This is a genomic window from Algivirga pacifica (genome assembly GCF_039543525.1).
Lineage (GTDB): Bacteria > Bacteroidota > Bacteroidia > Cytophagales > Flammeovirgaceae > Algivirga > Algivirga pacifica.
Map to the genome: position 1 here is coordinate 33434 of NZ_BAABJX010000030.1, position 20466 is coordinate 53899.

A 20466-nucleotide genomic window follows, 5' to 3' on the forward strand; every position below is an offset into this window, starting at 1 on the left:
TCTCGTTGTATTATGTGTACAAAATACGTCATTCAAAAAGCTATAAATTATGACTTAAAACACTAAAAAGCGATGTTTTTTCTCAACACCTTGCACCCTGGAATGCTTTCCTGTTGATTTACAAACATTTACAAGATAAGCTTTGTTATGAGTTTGAGTAAATCTTTCACGGTTAACAGACTATCTCATGACTTTTCAAGAAAAACTCCAAAAACTCAAAGAAAAAATTGAAAGTAATTTATCTCAGGAACAACTTTCAATCATGCATGGTGCTACCCAAAAACTAAAGGACTCCGGCATTCAGGACAATGTCCTTAAGGTAGGAACGCAAATGCCTTCTTTTACCCTTCCCAACCAAAATGGAAAGATGATCGATAGTGCAGAGCTACTGCAGAAAGGACTCTTATTTATTACCTTCTACCGAGGTTTTTGGTGCCCGTATTGCAATACGGACCTTGCCAATCTGAACCATTATGTCAGCAGTATTGAGCAAGCTGGAGGTACCTTGTTGGCCATATCTCCGGAGCTTCCTGAGTATTCTCAGCGAGTGATTGAAAAGCAACACCTCAAATTTGATATCCTTACTGATAAAGGTAATCTGGTTGCTGAAAAATTTGGATTGAAATTTCACCTTCCTGATGATCTGATCGGTGTTTATCGAGATGATTTTAATATTCCCCTTGATCAATACCATGGAGATGAGGAGTGGGCATTACCTATGCCTGCCCGTTTTTTAATTGATGAAGGTGGTATAATACAATTTGCAGAAAGTAATCCTGACTATACCCAGCGCCCAGATCCAGAGCCTGTCGTAGACCTGCTGGAGCAATTATAAAACCCAAAAAAGTATATTATGAAGATATTATTAACAGGGAGTACCGGCTATATTGGTCGTAGGCTCCTTCCTATATTATTACAAAGTGGGCATCATGTGATCTGTCCTGTCAGAGACCCCCGACGATTTGACTTTGAAGACTTTAATGATGAATTACTCAAGCAAATCGAGGTCATTCAGGTGGATTTTCTTAAAGAAGAAACCATTCGTAACCTACCCAAAGACATTGATGCTGCTTATTTCCTGATTCACTCCATGAGTTCTGGCAGGCCCGACTTTGCTGAGCTGGAACAGAGAGTAGCGGAAAACTTTAGAGACTATATAGATGACACTAGTTGTCAACAAGTGGTTTACCTAAGTGGCATTTCCAATGACGATAATTTATCTAAACATTTAGCCTCCAGAAAAAACGTCGAGCATTATCTCAGAGGAAGGGTTCCGTTAACTATTCTTCGTGCCGCTATTATTATTGGATCAGGGAGTGCCTCTTTTGAGATTATTCGTGACTTGGTTGAAAAGCTGCCATTAATGGTTGCACCACTATGGGTCAGTAGCCGATGCCAGCCTATCGCTATCCGAAATGTTATCCAATACCTGGAAGGCGTATTATTTCAAGAAGCCGCTTATGATAAAATCTTTGATATTGGAGGACCAGATATCCTGACCTATAAGGAGATGTTGTTACAGTTTGCCTCTTTCCGGAATCTCAAAAGATACATTATTACCATTCCATTCTTTACTCCAAGATTATCCTCTTATTGGTTATACTTCGTCACCTCGACTTCTTATGAGTTAGCACGTAATTTGGTGGACAGTTTACATAATGAAGTGGTTTGTAAAAATATAGGGATTCAAGAAATTGTTCCCCTCAAATTATATTCCTATCAGGAAGCACTCTCTTTGGCCTTCCAGAAAATCGAGCAAAATGAGGTGGTTTCAAGCTGGAAAGAGGCGATTATGGGACCTATTCCTGAAAATTTCCTCGATTTCATTCACGTTCCCACTTATGGGTGTTTCAAGGATGTCAGGGAATATACGTTTGAAAGAGATACTGAAGAGGTTCTGGATAATATCTGGGCCATCGGTGGCGATCGAGGATGGTATTTCGGGAACTTCCTGTGGAGAATAAGAGGAATTATGGACTTATTTGTAGGGGGAGTTGGCCTGCGTAGAGGAAGAAGAAGTCCAACACAATTGAAAGCAGGTGAAGCCCTGGATTTTTGGAGGGTGGTCCTCGCAGACAGAAAAGGGAAACGTCTCCTCTTATTTGCCGAAATGAAGCTCCCGGGAGAAGCCTGGCTGGAATTTAAAGTGGAAGGCAACAAATTGATCCAAACAGCAACTTTCCGACCTTTAGGAATATGGGGCAGAGCTTATTGGTACTCTGTCTTACCATTCCATGGCTTGATCTTTCCGGGAATGGCTAAAAACCTAATCAACTATCAGGATAAGAATCGGTATCCTTACCAATGGCCTCGATTGGAGGTTAGGGATTAAAAAGATGATCACAATCTAGGGATGGCCGTGCCAGTGGCACGGCCATCCCTAATTCATGCTCAATAGCTCAGTATTTATAGAAGAATCAATAGTACTTTCCCACTATCCTTTGTAACTTAAGGAAGATTACTACCCTTCCACTGTAGATTACATTAATTATCATAGGGACAAGCTAACTTTTCGTTCTTTAAAGATGTTCAATAAGCTATCAATATACTTAACGGTACTTCTATTGTTATTTTCATGTAGAAATAAAAAAGAAGATCTTCATGCAGTAGAAATCAAAGATCAGCGTGTACATGACATCGTAAATGATGTAATTAATGGTATAAAAACTAATGTAATTTTAAAATTAACATTAAGAAGTTCAAATCACACTCCATTTGACTTAGAGTATGATTGGCTATTAGTATATGTAGAGCCTATTATCTCCAGTGAACAACTAGATATAGAGGATAAACCTCCAATAGCGTATTCATATATTAATAATACTTTAATACTGATATACACTGATGTTGAATTCGTGGTATCACCTTCTTCTACCTTTTTATCTTCCTTAAAAGCAGCAATAGATAAAGAAGTTTTATCCGTTGATGAAATGAGAAATATTCCACCCAATAGAAATCATACATTTTACAGATATGAATACTGTAACCAAAAGTTATCAAAAAAAATGGGTAATATTTTCCCTCCAGATATGATCCCAGAGTGTGCTAATGATTGATAGAATGTGTAGCCCCGTTCGCACACAGAAAATGGATAGTTCAATGCGTTATACATCCAGAGTTGTGGAACACATATCGACAGGAGCTGGAGCTCGAGGCACAGCCATATGGATAGAGCGGACAGTCGCTGATAGTATAGAGATACTATCCTAACAAACATCAAAAGGCATGATATTTAAACATTTGATAATAACCTTAGACCACAAAGATTTCTCAAAAGAAGAACGATATCCACATTTCTTATCATCTCGTTTTATTCTCTCATTTTTAGAAAGAGAAGTCCTAAAGAAGTTAAAATTAAATAGAGCTTTTAGTATGCTATACATTTGTCTTATTAATGAAACAAATAAAAGCGAGTTAAAAGAGATCTATTTAGGTGAGAAATCTCTAAGACATAATATCTATAACCCTGATTATTTGAAGTATTCAAAACTAAATGGTATAGAGAAAGTAGAGTACTATATTACTATTCTTCTTAATTCTATAAATACTCTAAAAGATAAGTATGATTTACCTCTTTCAGAAATTAAAGAGGGTATTCAAAAATTTAGAAACTTAGGTTATAGAAATGAATGGGTTCATAAGAAAAAGCTTTACCGCCCATTGTCTATCACATTCTTTTTGGAATGTGAGATGACAATGGAAGAATTCAACCTTTATCTCACCTTAAGGAAGAAAAAAGAAACGCTATTAAAAAAATGTATTTTAACAACAGATCCTGATGAAATAGCTTTTCATTATAAGTTTAAGGATATTGTTTTTGAAAATAATAAAGTAACAATTAAAGGGCTTCAAGGGTATACTCTCTTTGAAAGTGCGATTGATGAACTGTTATCCGGTATAAAATAAATACCTTACCCCGTTAGAGGTGACATCACATAAAGGCGGGAAGGGACTGTAAGTCTTTATACTGTCACTATACGAAACACAGCGATTTTTTATTCGATCTACCAATCCATCACTAATCTCCATTTTCCACTCATACCACCTGAGCGTGGACGCTCGGCGAAAGCGCTTTTAGGTCTTAGGCTGGAGCCTAAGACCAGTAGCCCAGACCAGTACCTAGGAAATGAATCTTGATAATAAAATGGCCGCGCCAGTGGCGCGGCCCTATCACTTTATAATAATTTTTGCAATGTCTCCTCCACCTTATCGTGCTTAAAGCGTCTCATCACCTCATCTTCTTTTTGGGCAATGCGATCATTACAAAGATTTCCAATACTCCCCTGATGGGTATGGTTTACCTCATGATCCGCTTTGAACATTCCTTCTTCTACGGCATTGCCTACTTCTTTGTATGCATCACGGAACGGTACGCCTTCTACTACTCGTTTGTTTACTTCCTCTACGGTAAACAAGTAGTTGTAAATAGGATTCTCTAATAGCTCCTCATTAATTTTAATATTGGATAGCATCAAACAGGTCATTTCCAAACAACCCGATAGCATTTCAAAGGCAGGCATAATCACTTCCTTGATCTGCTGGAAATCACGATGATATCCTGAAGGAAGCCCTGAGATCACCGCCATCACTTGTGTTGGTAAGGCCATCAATTGATTACATCTTCCCCTTACCAGCTCCATAGGGTCCGGGTTCTTCTTATGCGGCATGATACTGGACCCTGTCGTTAACTCATTCGGGAAAGAGAAGAAGCCAAAGTTCTGTCCAGCATACATACAGGTGTCCATCGCCAAACGGCTCAAGGTTGCCGATAGGGTAGCAATCGCATTCGCAATTACATATTCTGTTTTACCTCTACCCATCTGTGCATACACCACATTCCAACTCAAATCCTCAAAGCCCAATAGTTTTGCGGTCTTTTCCCTATCCAAAGGGAAGGAAGAACCATACCCTGCCGCAGAACCTAGAGGATTTCTGTTACTGATCTCATACGCTCCTTGTAAAACAACCAGATCATCTACCAAACTTTCGGCATAAGCCCCAAACCATAACCCAAAAGAAGAAGGCATCGCCACCTGCATATGCGTATACCCTGGCATCAACACGTCCTTATAGTTTTCGCTTTGTGCCAATAAGACATCAAATAAGTCCTGTACCTTCTGCGCTATTTTCCAGATTTCCTCTCGGAAATACATCTTAAGGTCTAGGAGTACTTGATCATTTCTGGAGCGCCCGGTATGCAGCTTTTTACCAACATCTCCCAAACGTTCTGTCAGTAATAGTTCTACTTGTGAATGTACGTCCTCTACTCCTTCTTTGATCTCGAAATCTCCTTCTTCGATCTCCTGATAGATTGTAGATAACCCTTCCTTAAGAGAAGTAAATTCATCCTTTTCCAACAAACCTACTTCCTGCAGCATCTTGGCATGGGCAATCGACCCTAATACATCATAAGGGGCTAACTGTAAATCCAGTTCACGGTCTTTGCCTATGGTAAAGACTTCTACTTGCTTATCGATTTCGTATGCTTTTTCCCAAAGTTTTTTCATGGGGTATTATTGTTCGTTTATTATATCGTTTAATGAATCGTTGAGGCGGCTTGCGCCGCTGGTTGAGTCCATTACATGGCGTGTTCTGCGTGCCGTTGAGTAGCCCTTCAGGCTGTTGAGAAAGGGCAGTACTACAAAATCTCAACGTGCGAAGCATACTCAACCAGCGACGTAAGTCGCCTCAACAGCACGCAGTGCTACTCAACAAAGTTATTTAGTAGTATGACAGTTATTTATTGAAACTTAATAATCACACCCCACCTCTACTGGGTGATTTGACCAAGCCATTGGATATATCGCTTGATTCCTTCCTCAATCTCATTCACATAGATATACTCATCGGCGGAATGAGAACGGGCAGAATCTCCCGGTCCTATCTTTACAGAAGGACATGGAATCAACGCTTGATCTGATAGAGTAACCGATCCGAATGTACTCATTCCTATTGCAACTCCGGCTTGTACCATCGGATGGTCTGTGGCAACCCCTGAAGGATTCAAACGGGTAGATCTCGCATTTACCTCACAATCTACACAGCTTTTGATCAGCTCCAGAATTTCTTTATTCTGATAAGCATCTGTGGTTCTTACATCTACCACGAAACTACAAGTAGCCGGCACCACATTATGCTGACTCCCTGCCTCTATTTGTGTCACGGTCATTTTTACAGGCCCCAATAATGCTGACTCTTTCATAAAAGAGTAGGTATGAAACCAGTGAATCGCATCCATAGCCTTTTCAATGGCATTGATTCCTTCTTCTCTAGCAGCATGTCCTGCTTTCCCATGCGCCACACAATCCAGCACCATCAATCCTTTCTCTGCAATGGCCAGATTCATTTGGGTAGGTTCCCCTACAATCGCAAAATCCACTTTCCCTAGATCTTCCCAAATAGAAGCAATTCCCTCTCTACCAGAAATCTCTTCCTCTGCGGTCATAGCGATAATCAGGTTAAACGGCAAATCTTTCTTTCCGTAAAACCATAGAAATGTTGCCAATAAAGACACCAATGGTCCTCCAGCATCATTACTTCCCAACCCGTATAATTTACCATCCTTTACTTGTGGCTGAAAAGGATCAAGGGTATACTGAGCATTGGGTTTTACCGTATCGTGATGGGAGTTTAATAAATAAGTAGGTTTTTCCTCAGAAAAATGTTGATTTTTAGCCCAAACATTATTCCCCTTACGAGTGCTTTCAATCCCCTTCTGTGTTAGGAATTCCTGTAACAAATCTGCTGTCTTGTCCTCCTCCCTGCTCAAAGAGGGAATGGCAATAAGGTCCTTGAGCAATTGAATAGCTTCTTGTATGAGTTGTTTTTCAGAGAATAAGTTCATGGTGGTAATTTTTAAAAAATCAGCTTTTGTTGATGATGTTTAATTGAGCTTCGCTCGTTCATGTTGTTTAGTTGTTTTTATGATGTAGGCCTTCGCTTTACACACGGTCTGTAGGGCAACGATTTACGATAAATCGTAATCAATACTATTCGTACGTGTATCCTCACCTGAGTCATAATGCCGTGAACTTAAGGATTTCTATTCATCCGTAAACGATAGGCTAAAGCCTACCACTGATATTATTAATCCCATAAATGGGAATGAATGTAGTCCCTAATTCCCATTTATGGGATTAAGAATCTTTTAGCGGTGGGTTTTCAACCCATCGTCTACGAGTGAACAGTGCTATTATTTAACTTAAGTTGACGGCATTGCGCCTGAAGCTAGGGCCTACGTTAGCTTGTTGCGGCTAACTTATCCTCCGCTTTTACGACCGTTCCAAAAGGTTGCTGCTGTAATATTCCTTCTGCCAGTCCCAAGACCACTTCCTCTACACCTGCTTCTACTGCCTGAAATGCATTATGCAACTTGGGAAGCATACCTTCTGCAATCACTCCTTCTTCCTTTAGTGTCGCATAATTAACAGGGGTCAGCTCCTTTACCAAACTGTCAGCATCCTGCAAGTCCAACATCACCCCTGGTTTATCAAAGCAATATTTCAAGGATACCTCATACCCTACTTCGGCCAACGCCTTAGCTACCTCTGTAGCAACCGTATCAGCATTAGTGTTTAACATATTCCCTTCTAAATCGTGCGTCAATGGTGCAAACACAGGAACGAACCCTTCTTTGAGGTACATCTGCAACAAATAAGCATTGACTCCCTGAACATCTCCCACAAATCCATAGTCTACTTCTTTCACTGGTCTTTTTACGGACTGTATCGTATTTCCATCTGCTCCAGTCAGTCCTATCGCATTGCACCCCATAGCCTGTAATACTGCTACCAGGTTCTTATTGATCAACCCTCCATATACCATCGTCACTAAATCCAAGGTTGCCTTATCAGTTACCCTTCTTCCATTCACCATATTGGGGGTAATACCCATTTCCTTCCCTAGCTCAGAAGCAATCTTACCACCTCCATGCACCAATAGTTTGGGACCTTCCAAAGCATTAAACTGTTTCAGAAAAGCGTGAAGTGCTTCCTGATTATCAATAATATTTCCTCCTACTTTGACGACTGATAATTTCATGTTGTTGAATCGTTGAGGCCGCATACACGGCTTGTTGAGTAAAGCTTCGATAAGCTAAGCTAGGGGTATACTTTAGGGGGCGACCACAAGGGTCGCCCTTACCTTTTACCTTTCAAGATATTTTTGAGTACGGCCTGAGCGGCAAATGTCCTGTTGTTGGCCTGTTCGATCACTAAAGAGTGCTCTCCGTCCAATACCTCATCAGCCACCACTACATTTCTACGTACCGGCAGGCAATGCATAAACTTCCCTTCATTCGTCAGGGACATCTTCTGATTGTCAATCATCCAGCTACTATCCTGTACCACACACTTTCCATATTCGGTAGTAGAGGACCAGTTTTTAGCATACACAAAATCGGCATCTTTCAAGGCCTCCTCTTGATTATGTGTCACCACTGCATTTCCTGCAAACTGTTCATCCAACTCATACCCTTCCGGACAAGCAATGACGAAATCCACATCAATAGCATTCATCCACTCAGCAAAAGAATTGGGAACGGCCTGAGGCAAAGCCCTTGGATGAGGCGCCCAAGTCAATACGACTTTAGGACGAGCTACTTTCTTGTTTTCTTCTATAGTCACTACATCTGCCAATGACTGTAGAGGATGACGAGTTGCAGACTCTAAACTTATCACAGGAACTGTCGTATACTTCAGGAAATCATTAAGTACCTGATCTTTTAAGTCCTCTTCCTTATCCTTTAGCTCTGGAAAAGAACGGATACCCAATACATCACAATACTGACTCATTACCGCAGCAGCCTCTTTAAGGTGCTCTGCTTTGTCACTATTCATGATAACCCCTTCTTCTGTTTCAATCTTCCAACCGTCTTTATCGACATTAAGCACCATCACATTCATTCCTAAATGATAGGCTGCCTTTTGGGTGCTCATACGGGTACGAAGGCTAGGGTTGAAAAAAAGTAACCCTAATGTTTTATACTTCCCTAGTTCATGCCAGGCAAAGGGCGTTTCCTTACAAGCCAATGCATCCTTTACCAAGGCATCTATATCTGTTACATCGTGAACAGCAGTAAATTGTTTCATTCTCTTAAAAGGCTATGGTTTTCAATTTCAATGCAGTCGTCTCTTCCAACCCCAACATCAGGTTCATGTTCTGTACCGCCTGTCCTACTGCTCCTTTCAATAAATTATCAATCACAGAAGTTACCAATATATTCTTTCCGTGCTTCTGCACACTTAGCAAACACTTATTCGTGTTTACTACTTGCTTCAAATCAATGGCATCTGAAGTCACGAACGTAAAGGCTGAGTCTCTGTAGTACTCCTCATAAAGTTTGAAAATCTCCTTCTCTTCCAAGTCTGACTCAAAGTAAACAGAAGCTAGAATTCCTCTACTGAAGTTTCCTCTATACGGGATAAAATTGATATCCTGCTCAAAATCATCTTGCAACTGTCTCACGCTTTGTCCGATCTCCAATAAGTGCTGATGATTAAATACTTTATACGAAGAGATATTATTATTTCTCCAAGAGAAACCGGTCGTACTCATTGGCTTAAGCCCGGCTCCTGTGGAACCTGTAATGGCACTGACATGAATATCTGTCTTGAACAGAGATGCTTTAGCTGCAGGAAGTAAAGCTAACTGTATGGCTGTGGCAAAACATCCCGGATTTGCAATGCTAGAAGCTTTCTGAATCGCTTCTTTTTGTAACTCTGGAAGACCATAGATAAACTCTCTTCCTCCCATCACTGTAGAACGATCTTCTACGACACCTTCTTTCAAACGGAAGTCCTGACTAAGGTCAATCAATAAAGAGGTAGGAGAAAGGGCATTTTCTTCCAAAAACTTTCTGGATTCTCCGTGTCCCAAACACAAGAAGTATACATCAGCCTCTCCTATCGTATCGGTAAACGTCATTGATGTTTCTCCGAAAAGGTCATTGTGTACGGAGGAAATCAAGTTCCCAGCCTGACTTCTACTATGAACGAAAGTTACTTTTAAATGAGGATGGTTTAATAATACTCTTAGGAGCTCGCCTCCTGTCATTCCTGCTCCACCTATAATTCCTGCCTTGATATTCATGCTTTTTATCTTTTTTTGGGGTAATGCGATGGGGTGCGATGATTACATTTGAATATTTATCCTTCATACTGCTAACCAGCTTTGTTGAATCGTTGATTCGTTGAATTAAGCTTCGCTCGTTGATTCGAGTTGATTTGTTTATTGATCGATTATTATTAAATATTCAATTAAAATTAAATCAGTCAACGGTTCAACTCAAATCAACGAGCGAAGCTTAATTCAACTCAATGCAAAGCATTGAAATTCAACGATTCAACAAAGCTAGTTAGCAGTAGGATAGTTATTTTCATTGCACCCATACAATGATGTCAAATTAAAGGACAACCTTATCCTTTGCTGCTTCCTGTACCTGACGGTGAATCTTCGTTTGGTTAGCCAATATTTTAGCAAAACCTCTGGCATCTTCTCCAGTCCATCCTTTGTTCATTTCCCCGTAAGCACCAAATTCCGCCGACATCAAATCATAAGGAGATGTTATTCCTACGATCTCAAAGTGATAAGGCTTCAAGTTCACCTTCACTTCTCCGGTCACACTTTCTTGTGTATCCTGAAGGAATTTTTCCACGTTACGCATCACTGGGTCTAGCCACTGTCCTTCGTGCACCAACATTCCGTACCAGTTTCCTAGTTGCTCTTTCCAATACAACTGCCATTTGGTTAGCGTATGCTTTTCCAAAGCGTGATGTGCTTTAATTGTGACAACAGGGGCAGCAGCTTCAAAACCAACTCTTCCCTTAATTCCGATAATCGTATCTCCCACATGAATATCACGACCGATCCCGAAAGGAGCTGCGATAGCGGTTAATGCCTGAATTGCTTTTACAGGACTCTCATACGTTGTCGTATCAATTCCTTTCAGTTCTCCTTGCTCAAAATGCAATGTAATTTCTTTCGCTTCCTTCTCTGTCGCTTGTGTTGGGTAAGCTTCTTCCGGCAACCCTTGATCAGAAGTAAGCGTTTCTTTTCCTCCTACAGACGTTCCCCAGATTCCTTGGTTAATCGAATAGATTGCTTTTTCCCAGTCCATATCGACACCCTTTTCTTTCAGGAAGGTAATCTCTTCTTCTCTGGAAAGCTGCATATCTCTGATAGGAGTCAAGATCTCTACACCAGGAAGAATGGTATGGAAAACCATGTCAAAACGAATCTGGTCGTTTCCTGCACCTGTACTACCGTGTGCAATGGTTCCTGCTCCAATTTCTTTGGCGTATTCCGCAATAGCGATTGCCTGGAATACACGCTCTGCACTTACAGACAATGGATAAGTGTTGTATCGCAATACATTTCCAAATACCAAGTACTTAATACAGTTGTCGTAAAACCCTTGTGTCTCATCAATCGTGATGTGTTGTTTTACGCCAAGGTCATAAGCCCTCTCCTCAATACTTTTAAGCTCTTCCTCAGAAAAACCTCCTGTTTGTACGATGGCAGAGTATACTTCCAACCCTTTTTCTTCTGTCAGGTATTTGACACAGTAAGAGGTATCCAATCCTCCACTAAATGCAAGAACAACTTTTTGCTTATCCATGATTATTTGAATGTTAGTTTTAATATCGTTATAAAAAATGCGCAGCTTCCTTTATCCAAGTACTATGAACATCCCATAGCCATATCCCTATGAATGACTCATCAGCTCTATATCCTTGATTAAAGGCTTTTCCTGATCTTTGGGGTCATAAAGCATTCCCGTACACAAGCAATGCGATTGATTGGTACGTGTCAGAATATCGTAATTGACACAACTCTGACAGCCCTTCCAAAAGTCCTTATCATCGGTCAGTTCAGAAAACGTTACCGGCTTATATCCTAGGCTACTATTAATGCGCATTACGGCTAAGTTGGTTGTCAAACCAAATAATTTCGCCTCAGGGTACTTCTTTCGGGATAGATTAAAGGCCACTTGCTTAATGGCTTTCGCCAACCCTGTACCCCTAAATGCAGGCATGACAATCAGGCCTGAGTTAGCAGCAAAGCGATGGTGTCCCCAAGACTCTATGTAGCAAAACCCTGCCACACGTCCATCGTTATGTAAAGCAATCACTGCCTTTCCTTCTTCCATCTTTAGTTGAAGGTATTCTACGGTACGCTTGGCTATTCCTGTTCCTCTGGCCTTGGCAGATGCTGCCATCTCATCACATATTGCCTGAGCAAACTCTCTATGCAACGCAGCATCCGCTACGGTTACGATGAAATCTGATAATTCTAGTCTCATTGCCTTTAAGGGTAATCCACCCCATTTTTTAATTAAGTAATTCAGTAATTAATTAATTAGTCAATGGTAATCCGGCAAGCTAGCTCCAGCAACAATCTTCGGGCTACTTTAAGGACAAACCAACCTGCTCCACTCCCAATAATTAAAGTCGGTATGAATAAGAATCACTTTCAAAACTTATGTACCCTTTTCATACAAATCGTCATTATTAGCAGTAACAAGGAAGGCCAAATGTATAGAATAAAATCACAGATGCAAAAATTTTTTAATTAAAAGTTAAGATTTAGAACATTTAATGTTAAATATTTAACATAGTAAAATATACACGTTAATTATTGCGTATAGGCACAAAAAAAGGGAGGTGTTTAACACACCTCCCTTTTTTCTTACTTATTTTTCTTCTTCCAGCGCTTGTATTCTTTCAAAAATTCTTTCGCTTCTTTATGTAGTGTAGATTTCCGCTCACTATGATCTTTTAGCTTATCATAGTACTCATAAGCGACCTCCATTTCTCCTTCTCGTTGGGCAATCTGTCCTAGCTTTCTCAAGGCATGCAAGTAATACCCTGAATCGTAATCTTCTATCGCTTCTGCAAAACCCACAGTCTTTTTAAAGTAAGTCTCTCCCGTTTTCACATCTCCCTTCCGATCCATATAATAGCTCCCCAAGTAATAACTGGCATACCTTCCACTAATCTCTTCATAGCCCGTTGCTCCTGTTTCTACTCGCTCCAACAGTGATTTGGCTACCGGAACTAATTGACGATGTCGCCCAGTACTATAGAGCATACGCGTATAATAGCGATGGAAGTAGGCATTATTTGGATAATTTTTATACAAATACTCCGAAAGCTGAAAAGCCCTGGATACTCTTCCATCTCCATTAGCATGTATACGCATGAGGTAATACATTGCTTCAATACGGGTATAGAAAGCTTCCTCCCCTGCCATTTCCAACTGCTCCAAGCCAAGTTGTTTATCTCCCTCCTCAAAAAACCACAAGACAGGACGCAATACTTTATAGTTTTCCTTAATCCACTCTACGAAGTAGTTATAAAGTCCATCTCCAAAATACATTTCCGCTCCCAACTCTACCGCTTTCTTTTTGGTTACATCAAAGTACTCCAGGGATTTTCGAGCAGCAAAAGTCGCCTTGGACCATTCATGACGCTCTCCATAAAGCCTTGCCTTAAAGGCTAATGCTCCTGCCAAAAAAAATGAAGCTTCTGCATGCTCCGGATACTTTTTGTAGATCTCCTCAGCAAAGTAAACAGAGGAGTCCATATAAGCATGGAACAGATCATCGTGAGAATCATCTTCCACATTGGGCATAATCTTCCACCATTCATTCAAGCCTAGCAAAAAATATGGCAAAGGATGCTTAGGGTAGTACCCTTTCATCCAACGAAACTGCCCTTCTGCAACATTAAACTTAAAGTCATACATGGCATCGATCCCAAACGTGATCTCCATCTGTACTTTTTGGTTAGTCAGCAACATTTTGTCTTCCTGCAAAGGAGGAAGGTGCGCCTGTGCCATGCCATTAAACGCATATGACCAACATAGAAACAAAAACAGTAATTGATAAAAAATTCTTGACATAGTCTCCAAATATAAATGGTATTGTCAGCGTACCTCTAGAAGGATCTGTTTTTAAAAAGATCTTCCTGAATACTTTCTAAGGACAATACCCAAAATAAGATCGCTTTGCTTATAATTGAGTTACACCTCCTGATCCGAATTCCAAACTTCCTGAAAAGCGTCTTGAATAAGATCACCTTCAAACCCTTTCCCTGATAGATATTGAATACATTTATACTTGAGTACAAACATTTCTGTTTCCTTGCTACGTCCTAACTTTTGGCGAACAAGTTGTTTCAGTACCTCGAAGTATTGTTCTCCATCAATCTCGGCTAGTCCATAACGGACGGCATCCTCTTGTACCTGTTTCTGTTTCAGCGCCTGTCTTATTTTATAGCGCCCCCACTTATTACGATTAAATTTTCCTCTTACAAAAGATGCCGCAAAGCGTTTTTCGTCCAGGTACTTTTCTTCTATCAGCCACAGAACGACTTCTTCGATCTGTTTACTTTCTAACCCAAAGGTTTCCAATTTGTTAATTACCTCCTGTCTACAGCGATCCTGATAGGCACAATAGGAAGCGATCTTGGGTAAAATCTGTTTAATATTGACTTGTTTTTCACTCATTCGACCCTATTGATTGACATTACAGTATTACCTATGAATGGGCCTCAAATCAACCACTTCTAGCGAAATACTACTCTTTTATAAAACAATAGGCTTTATTTTCACCCTTGTTTAACCTAAAACAGAAAAATCACTATTTAATAGCCCTTAAAAAAACACAATAATAACTAAGAAATACAAAAATCAAACCTTCTTCTACCTTTTAGGAGATAATTCCGGAGAATGATTTTATAATAATGGTTAACGAAAGGAAAAATCGGTTATCGGTTATCGGTTAAAACATATTAATGAAAAATAAACGATAACCGATAACCGATAAACTTTTTATACCGAGAACAGACTCACTGCTTTTACTTCCTTCAAACTTACCTTGAAAAACTCCTTATGCAAATCGAAAGGTAAACCACCCTCTGGCACCGATGTCTTCACATAACTGCCATCCTCCTGCATTTCATAAGCATTGACATTGTCCTTCAGGTTGTAACTCAAGATATTGATGGCCTCTTGCTTAGAGAGTTTATCCTCAATAGAAAATAGAGACTCTATCCTACGGTCAAAACTACGGACCATGGCATCGGCACTACCTCCATACACTTTAGGTTTCCCGTCATTATGGAAATAAAATATTCTGGAGTGCTCCAGGTATTCCCCAACAATAGAACGAACCGTAATATTCTCACTCAGGCCTTTTCTTCCTGGACGCAAACAGCATATTCCCCGAACGATCAGTTTAATTGGCACACCTGCTTGAGAGGCTCTATACAAAGCATCGATAAACTTATCATCCTGCAAGGAATTCACCTTTATCACGATTCCTGATGGTAGTCCTTGTTTGGCATTAGCAATCTCTTGGTCCATCAATTTGATCAACTCCCTTCTCATATCATTAGGAGCTGTCAACAGACGATTATAACTTCTCGGACGAGAATGCCCCGTAATGGCATTAAAGAACTCTGAAACATCTTCTCCATAAGCTTCATCTGTTGTCATTAAGCCGATGTCTGTGTACAAACGAGCCGTATCTTCATTATAGTTACCACTTCCCATATGTACATAGCGCTTGACCTTATCGCTCTCTTTACGAACAATCAACATCAACTTAGTATGCGTTTTCAGAGCTGTAATTCCATAGATCACAAAACAACCCGCTTCCTGAAGCTTCTTCGCTTCTTCTATATTGTTTTCCTCATCAAAACGAGCTTTCACCTCAAACAGAGCCGATACGTGCTTCCCATTTTCTACTGCTTTTAACAACGCTGAAGTCACCCTTGAATCATCCGCCAAACGATAAATAGTCATCTTGATCGCTAAGACATTGGGATCTTCTGCAGCCGCTTCAATTAATTCAATCAAATGATCGGCACTATTGTACGGATGGTGCAAGAACAAATCCCTCTTTTTAAGGCGGTCAAAAATGTTCTTGGACATATTTTGCTTGGTCAATCCTACAGGCAACACCGGATGTCTGTTCTTCGGCATCAGGTATTTGAATGCACGATGCTTGACAATAGACCAAAAAGCCGTAAAATCCAGCAATGTATCCGTCTCAAAGAAGTTGAGATCTTCTACATTCCATCGCTCTTTTAAGATATCAACTACCCAATCAATACAGTTCTTCTCTATTTCTATCCGTACTACACGACCTGTCTTTCGGGTTTTAAGCTTCAGTTTCAGTTCCTTGATAAAGTCTGTATCCAGGTCTTCACTTTCATCTAGCGTATAATCTCCATTTCGAGTAATACGGAAAAGCGTACATTGCTCTATCTCAATATTTCGAAATAATTTATCCAAGTGTGTACGAATGATCTCTTCAATAGGAACAAAGATGATTCGATCTTCCCTCACAATTTCATAAAAGCGAGTCAGGTTTTTAGGAATCTGCACAAAGGATAGCTTTCGTTTTTCTCCAGCCTTAGCGGTTTTATCCATCGTCACTACTGCAAAAATTAATAACTTATTTTGCAGGGCAGGAAAGGCATGGTAATTATCATAGACCATAGGAGTTAACATCGGAAAAATGGTCTTATCAAAATGTGTTTCCACCTCTATCCGTTCCGAATCCGTCAAGTCTTCAACGTGTGAAATCTGCAATCCATTATCTTCAAAGCGTGGCATGACCACATCCTTATAATAGTTCTGCTGCTCATTGACAAACTGATGGATTTCCTCATAGAGTAACGTTTTAAATTGCTCCTCCCTTAACCCGGAATAATCCAATCTACTCTTCCCATAATCTAAGTAGTTATATAAACTGCCTACACGCACCATAAAAAACTCATCCAGGTTAGATGCTGTGATAGCCAGAAACTTTAGACGTTCAAATACGGTTTTATCTTCTTTTTTAGCTTGATCCAGTACACGGTGATTAAACTGCAACCAACTGAGGTCTCGACTTATATAGATACTTTCATCAATCAAAGACGTCAGCTTTTCTTTATTTAGCATAGCTATTTCAGGTTAGATTTTATCAATAGGATGTCCTAAAAATACAATGAATCCATAGTGGATAAAAATAAATATTTGTAAATTATTTAAGGACTGATGTAAGGGTTAATTTCTTTAAAAAAATTTAATCCTTTAAATTGTGCGCTTTAATTTTTATGATTTCATCATCACACTATAAATCATTCCCATGGAAATATTGAGAGGGGTTCTTGGGATCCTAATGTTTGTTGGTATTGCTTGGGCATTTTCCATCAATAGAAAACAGATCAGTTGGCGCGTTGTCGGGGCCGGCTTGGCACTTCAGATTCTTTTTGGCTTTTTGGTAACAAGAGTAGAGTTGGTTGCCGATATTTTTAATGCGATCAGTAATGCTTTTGTAACCTTTTTGGGATATTCCACTAATGGGGCCATGTTTATCTTTGGAGACCTCGCCAATGCCAGTGGAAGTATGGGATTTATTTTTGCCTTTAAGGTACTACCTACTATCATCTTTTTTGCGGCGGTTTCCTCCGGACTTTATTACCTGGGTGTCTTACAGAAAATTGTCTATGTGATTGCCTATATCATGGCCAGAACCATGGGCCTTTCTGGAGCTGAAAGCATGTCTGCCGCTGGTAATATCTTCCTAGGACAAACGGAGGCTCCACTACTCGTCAAACCATTTATCAAAAATATGACTCGCTCAGAGTTGATGTGTTTGATGACAGGAGGTATGGCTACCATGGCGGGTGGTGTACTCGCAGGGTATGTTTCCTTTTTGGGTGGAGGAGATCCACTAGAAGAAGTAAAGTATGCTTCCTACCTATTGAGTGCATCCATTATGAATGCACCTGCAGCCATCGTTATGTCCAAGATCTTGATTCCGGAAACACAACCAGACGAGATAGATACAGAACTAAAGGTTAACCCCGAAAAAATCGGTGCCAACCTGATTGATGCCATTGCTAACGGTACGGTAGATGGCTTGCGACTAGCATTAAATGTTGGTGCAATGCTTATTTCTTTTATTGCGATTATTTATGCCATTAATGGTGGATTAGGATATCTGGGAAGCTTTGGGGGAGTCAATGAATGGATCGAAAGCTCTACTGATGGACAGTTCCAGGACCTAAGCTTACAATATATTCTGGGACAAGTCTTCCGTGTTTTCGCCTTTATGATGGGCGTAGATTGGACCGAATCTTTAAGAGTAGGAAGTTTATTGGGACAAAAAACGGTAATCAACGAGTTTATTGCTTACTCTGACCTGGCCTCTCTAAAATCAACAGGAATCTTAAGTGAAAAAGCTATTGTAATTTCTACTTACGCATTATGTGGCTTCTCTAACTTTAGCTCCATTGCTATTCAAATTGGAGGAATTGGAGGGATTGCACCAAGTAGACAATCCGACCTATCTTCTTTGGGTATGATCGCCTTACTAGGGGCTTCCATGGCCTGCATGATGACCGGAACGATTGCCGGAATTATGTTTTAAAAAGTAAAAGGTAAGAAGTAAAAGGTAAAACGTTATAGGTAGTACGTCTTCGTTCCATTATTTTACCTCTTACCTCTTACCTCTTACCTCTTACCTTTTACCTTTTACCTTTTACCTTTTACCTTTTTTTCGTCTATAAACTAAACAATCAACAACATGTTAAAACGTACAAAGTTAGCTGTATCCGCAGCTATACTCCTTACTGCATTCAACAGTTGCAAACCCTCATCGGAATATGCTAATGAAAACGAAAAAGCCAATGCTTTTTTCCAGCGCGTTTATGATGAAGAACTAGCTCTATCTCCTATGATGCAAACCATGAAAGGGTTAAAAACCAATTATGGGCAATGGGATGATTTCTCTGAAGAAGGTGAGAAAAAACACTTGGAGCTTACCAAAGTTCATCTTCAGTTCTTACAAGACTCTATCGATGTTTCCCAACTAAGCAAAGAGGAAAAGCTTAGCTACGATTTGATGGAGCAGCGCTTAAAGAATGCCATCAAAGACTATAGCTTCCGTCACATAAGCTACCCTGTCAACCAAATGCATGGAGTACAGGCAGAGATTCCTGCTTTCCTTATTGGCTTTCACAGTATCAGTACTATTGAAGAAGCGAAGGCATACATCAGTCGTTTGGAGGGAATCACGCCATTGATGGAGCAGATTGTATCTCAACTGCAGACCAGAGAAGAAAAAGGCGTTTTACTTCCAGACTTTCTATATCCAAAGGTATTAAGTGACTGCCGTAATATTATTAGTGGAGCACCTTTCGAGGGAGAGCAACCTGGCGCTTTATACGGTGACTTTATCAAAAAAGTAGATGCTCTTGACATTGAAGATGCTAAGAAAGAAGCCCTAAAAACAGAAGCAGCTACGGCACTTACAACACATGTAAAGCCTGCCTATGAGCAATTGATCTCTGTTCTTGAAAAAGAAGAAAAGCAAGCTACTGCAGATGCTGGTGTATGGAGATTTGAGCAAGGAGATGAGTTCTATGCCTTTGCCTTACAGCAAACGACAACTACCGACCTGACGGCAGAACAAATCCATGAAAAAGGATTGCAAGAAGTAAAACGTATCCACGGAGAAATGCGTGCGATCATGGAAAAAGTAGGCTTCAAAGGAGACCTTCAGGAGTTTTTCCAGTTCATGAAAGAAGATCCTCAATTCTACTTACCAGATACCGAAGAAGGGAAAGCACAATACTTAAAAGAAGCTACTGCTTTAGTAGACAGTATCAAAAGCCGCTTGGATGAAGTTTTTATCACTAAGCCTAAAGCGGATATGATAGTGAAACGTGTAGAGGCCTTTAGAGAGAAAACAGCCGGTAAAGCATTTTACAACTCTCCTGCAGAAGATGGTTCTCGCCCAGGGTATTACTATGCCAACCTATATGACATGAAGCAAATGCCTATCTATGAAATGGAGGCTTTGGCATTCCATGAAGGTATCCCTGGACATCATATGCAAATCGCTATTGCACAAGAGCTACAGAATGTACCTGAGTTCAGAAAAAACAGTTTCTATACTGCTTATGTAGAAGGGTGGGGACTTTACTCAGAGTTCGTTCCAAAAGAAATGGGCTTCTACAGTGACCCATATTCTGACTTCGGACGTCTAGCCATGGAACTATGGAGAGCTTGTCGTTTAGTGGTAGATACTGGTATTCACAGTAAAAAGTGGACTCGTGAAGAGGGTATCAACTATTATTCAAGCAATACTCCAGCAGCTTATGGCGCTTGTGAGAAAATGGTCGATCGTCATATTGTAATGCCTTCTCAAGCTACTGCCTATAAAATCGGCATGCTCAAAATCCTAGAGCTTAGGGAAAATGCTAAGAAGACATTAGGAGAGCAGTTTGATATCAGAGAGTTCCACGATGTGGTACTCACCAATGGAGCTGTGCCATTGAATGTACTGGAAGTACTTGTTCAAGAATGGATTGACTCCAAAAAAAGCTAAGATTGAATAAATAACCGTCATGCTACTAAATGGCTTTGTTGAGTGGCACTGCGTGCCGTTGAGCAGAGCTTCGCTCC

General features: G+C 40.2%; 16 protein-coding genes. 6 read left to right on the forward strand and 10 right to left on the reverse strand.

Translation table 11 applies throughout. The features are described from left to right. Nucleotides 1–187: 187 nt before the first annotated feature. From ABD985_RS10215 to ABD985_RS10230, 4 genes are all read left to right on the forward strand, one after another. A complete protein-coding gene (locus ABD985_RS10215) occupies nt 188–835 on the forward strand; it encodes a peroxiredoxin-like family protein (RefSeq protein ID WP_345371450.1) in 648 nt (215 codons plus the stop codon). Nucleotides 836–853: 18 nt separating this feature from the next. Beyond that, the gene (locus tag ABD985_RS10220; protein ID WP_345371451.1) at nt 854–2332 is read left to right on the forward strand and encodes an SDR family oxidoreductase; all 1479 of its coding nucleotides are present in this window, start codon (nt 854–856) and stop codon (nt 2330–2332) included. Nucleotides 2333–2525: 193 nt separating this feature from the next. Continuing rightward, nucleotides 2526–3056 (forward strand): hypothetical protein, encoded by a 531-nt coding sequence (locus ABD985_RS10225; RefSeq protein WP_345371452.1) that lies wholly within the window; start codon nt 2526–2528, stop codon nt 3054–3056. Between the two features lie 169 nt (nt 3057–3225). After that, nucleotides 3226–3906, forward strand: coding sequence for a hypothetical protein (locus tag ABD985_RS10230; RefSeq protein ID WP_345371453.1), 681 nt, complete (start codon nt 3226–3228; stop codon nt 3904–3906). Nucleotides 3907–4175: 269 nt separating this feature from the next. Here ABD985_RS10230 and argH read toward each other — a convergent pair whose 3' ends face one another. The 10 genes from argH to ppk1 form a co-directional block, all read right to left on the reverse strand. Next, nucleotides 4176–5507 carry an argininosuccinate lyase gene (gene argH / locus ABD985_RS10235; RefSeq protein ID WP_345371454.1) on the reverse strand — a complete coding sequence of 444 codons (1332 nt, stop codon included), beginning with the start codon at nt 5505–5507 and terminating at the stop codon, nt 4176–4178. Between the two features lie 263 nt (nt 5508–5770). After that, nucleotides 5771–6844: a M20 family metallo-hydrolase gene (locus ABD985_RS10240; RefSeq protein ID WP_345371455.1), complete on the reverse strand. Its 1074-nt coding sequence runs from the start codon at nt 6842–6844 to the stop codon at nt 5771–5773. A 395-nt stretch (nt 6845–7239) separates the two neighbouring features. Then, a complete protein-coding gene (gene argB, locus ABD985_RS10245) occupies nt 7240–8040 on the reverse strand; it encodes an acetylglutamate kinase (RefSeq protein ID WP_345371456.1) in 801 nt (266 codons plus the stop codon). Nucleotides 8041–8138: 98 nt separating this feature from the next. Continuing rightward, nucleotides 8139–9089, reverse strand: coding sequence for an N-acetylornithine carbamoyltransferase (locus ABD985_RS10250; RefSeq protein ID WP_345371457.1), 951 nt, complete (start codon nt 9087–9089; stop codon nt 8139–8141). A gap of 4 nt (nt 9090–9093) precedes the next feature. Then, on the reverse strand, nt 9094–10089 hold the full coding sequence (gene argC / locus ABD985_RS10255) for an N-acetyl-gamma-glutamyl-phosphate reductase (RefSeq protein WP_345371458.1): 996 nt from the start codon (nt 10087–10089) through the stop codon (nt 9094–9096). A gap of 313 nt (nt 10090–10402) precedes the next feature. After that, nucleotides 10403–11617: an argininosuccinate synthase gene (gene argG, locus ABD985_RS10260; RefSeq protein ID WP_345371459.1), complete on the reverse strand. Its 1215-nt coding sequence runs from the start codon at nt 11615–11617 to the stop codon at nt 10403–10405. Between the two features lie 87 nt (nt 11618–11704). Next, nucleotides 11705–12301: a GNAT family N-acetyltransferase gene (locus ABD985_RS10265; protein WP_345371460.1), complete on the reverse strand. Its 597-nt coding sequence runs from the start codon at nt 12299–12301 to the stop codon at nt 11705–11707. 386 nt (nt 12302–12687) lie between these two features. Further along, nucleotides 12688–13902: a tetratricopeptide repeat protein gene (locus ABD985_RS10270; protein ID WP_345371461.1), complete on the reverse strand. Its 1215-nt coding sequence runs from the start codon at nt 13900–13902 to the stop codon at nt 12688–12690. Nucleotides 13903–14022: 120 nt separating this feature from the next. Further along, on the reverse strand, nt 14023–14508 hold the full coding sequence (locus tag ABD985_RS10275; RefSeq protein WP_345371462.1) for a regulatory protein RecX: 486 nt from the start codon (nt 14506–14508) through the stop codon (nt 14023–14025). A 324-nt stretch (nt 14509–14832) separates the two neighbouring features. Continuing rightward, nucleotides 14833–16953 carry a polyphosphate kinase 1 gene (gene ppk1, locus ABD985_RS10280; RefSeq protein ID WP_345371463.1) on the reverse strand — a complete coding sequence of 707 codons (2121 nt, stop codon included), beginning with the start codon at nt 16951–16953 and terminating at the stop codon, nt 14833–14835. A 187-nt stretch (nt 16954–17140) separates the two neighbouring features. Between ppk1 and ABD985_RS10285 the strand changes: the two genes are divergently transcribed. Together ABD985_RS10285 and ABD985_RS10290 are read left to right on the forward strand one after the other, a co-directional pair. Further along, nucleotides 17141–18427 (forward strand): NupC/NupG family nucleoside CNT transporter, encoded by a 1287-nt coding sequence (locus tag ABD985_RS10285; protein ID WP_345371464.1) that lies wholly within the window; start codon nt 17141–17143, stop codon nt 18425–18427. Nucleotides 18428–18583: 156 nt separating this feature from the next. Next, entirely contained in the window at nt 18584–20389 is a 1806-nt protein-coding gene (locus ABD985_RS10290) for a DUF885 domain-containing protein (RefSeq protein ID WP_345371465.1), read from the forward strand. The last annotated feature ends 77 nt before the right edge of the window (nt 20390–20466 follow it).

What these genes read in the sequence shown, in the direction of transcription:
- ABD985_RS10225 (WP_345371452.1), top strand. Translation starts at nt 2,526, where the DNA reads ATGTTCAATAAGCTATCAATATACTTAACGGTACTTCTATTGTTATTT.
- ABD985_RS10220 (WP_345371451.1), top strand. Translation starts at nt 854, where the DNA reads ATGAAGATATTATTAACAGGGAGTACCGGCTATATTGGTCGTAGGCTC.
- argC (WP_345371458.1), bottom strand. Translation starts at nt 10,089, where the DNA reads ATGAATATCAAGGCAGGAATTATAGGTGGAGCAGGAATGACAGGAGGC.
- argH (WP_345371454.1), bottom strand. Translation starts at nt 5,507, where the DNA reads ATGAAAAAACTTTGGGAAAAAGCATACGAAATCGATAAGCAAGTAGAA.
- ABD985_RS10230 (WP_345371453.1), top strand. Translation starts at nt 3,226, where the DNA reads ATGATATTTAAACATTTGATAATAACCTTAGACCACAAAGATTTCTCA.
- ppk1 (WP_345371463.1), bottom strand. Translation starts at nt 16,953, where the DNA reads ATGCTAAATAAAGAAAAGCTGACGTCTTTGATTGATGAAAGTATCTAT.
- ABD985_RS10250 (WP_345371457.1), bottom strand. Translation starts at nt 9,089, where the DNA reads ATGAAACAATTTACTGCTGTTCACGATGTAACAGATATAGATGCCTTG.
- ABD985_RS10290 (WP_345371465.1), top strand. Translation starts at nt 18,584, where the DNA reads ATGTTAAAACGTACAAAGTTAGCTGTATCCGCAGCTATACTCCTTACT.
- ABD985_RS10240 (WP_345371455.1), bottom strand. Translation starts at nt 6,844, where the DNA reads ATGAACTTATTCTCTGAAAAACAACTCATACAAGAAGCTATTCAATTG.
- ABD985_RS10215 (WP_345371450.1), top strand. Translation starts at nt 188, where the DNA reads ATGACTTTTCAAGAAAAACTCCAAAAACTCAAAGAAAAAATTGAAAGT.
- argB (WP_345371456.1), bottom strand. Translation starts at nt 8,040, where the DNA reads ATGAAATTATCAGTCGTCAAAGTAGGAGGAAATATTATTGATAATCAG.
- ABD985_RS10285 (WP_345371464.1), top strand. Translation starts at nt 17,141, where the DNA reads ATGGAAATATTGAGAGGGGTTCTTGGGATCCTAATGTTTGTTGGTATT.
- ABD985_RS10270 (WP_345371461.1), bottom strand. Translation starts at nt 13,902, where the DNA reads ATGTCAAGAATTTTTTATCAATTACTGTTTTTGTTTCTATGTTGGTCA.
- argG (WP_345371459.1), bottom strand. Translation starts at nt 11,617, where the DNA reads ATGGATAAGCAAAAAGTTGTTCTTGCATTTAGTGGAGGATTGGATACC.
- ABD985_RS10265 (WP_345371460.1), bottom strand. Translation starts at nt 12,301, where the DNA reads ATGAGACTAGAATTATCAGATTTCATCGTAACCGTAGCGGATGCTGCG.
- ABD985_RS10275 (WP_345371462.1), bottom strand. Translation starts at nt 14,508, where the DNA reads ATGAGTGAAAAACAAGTCAATATTAAACAGATTTTACCCAAGATCGCT.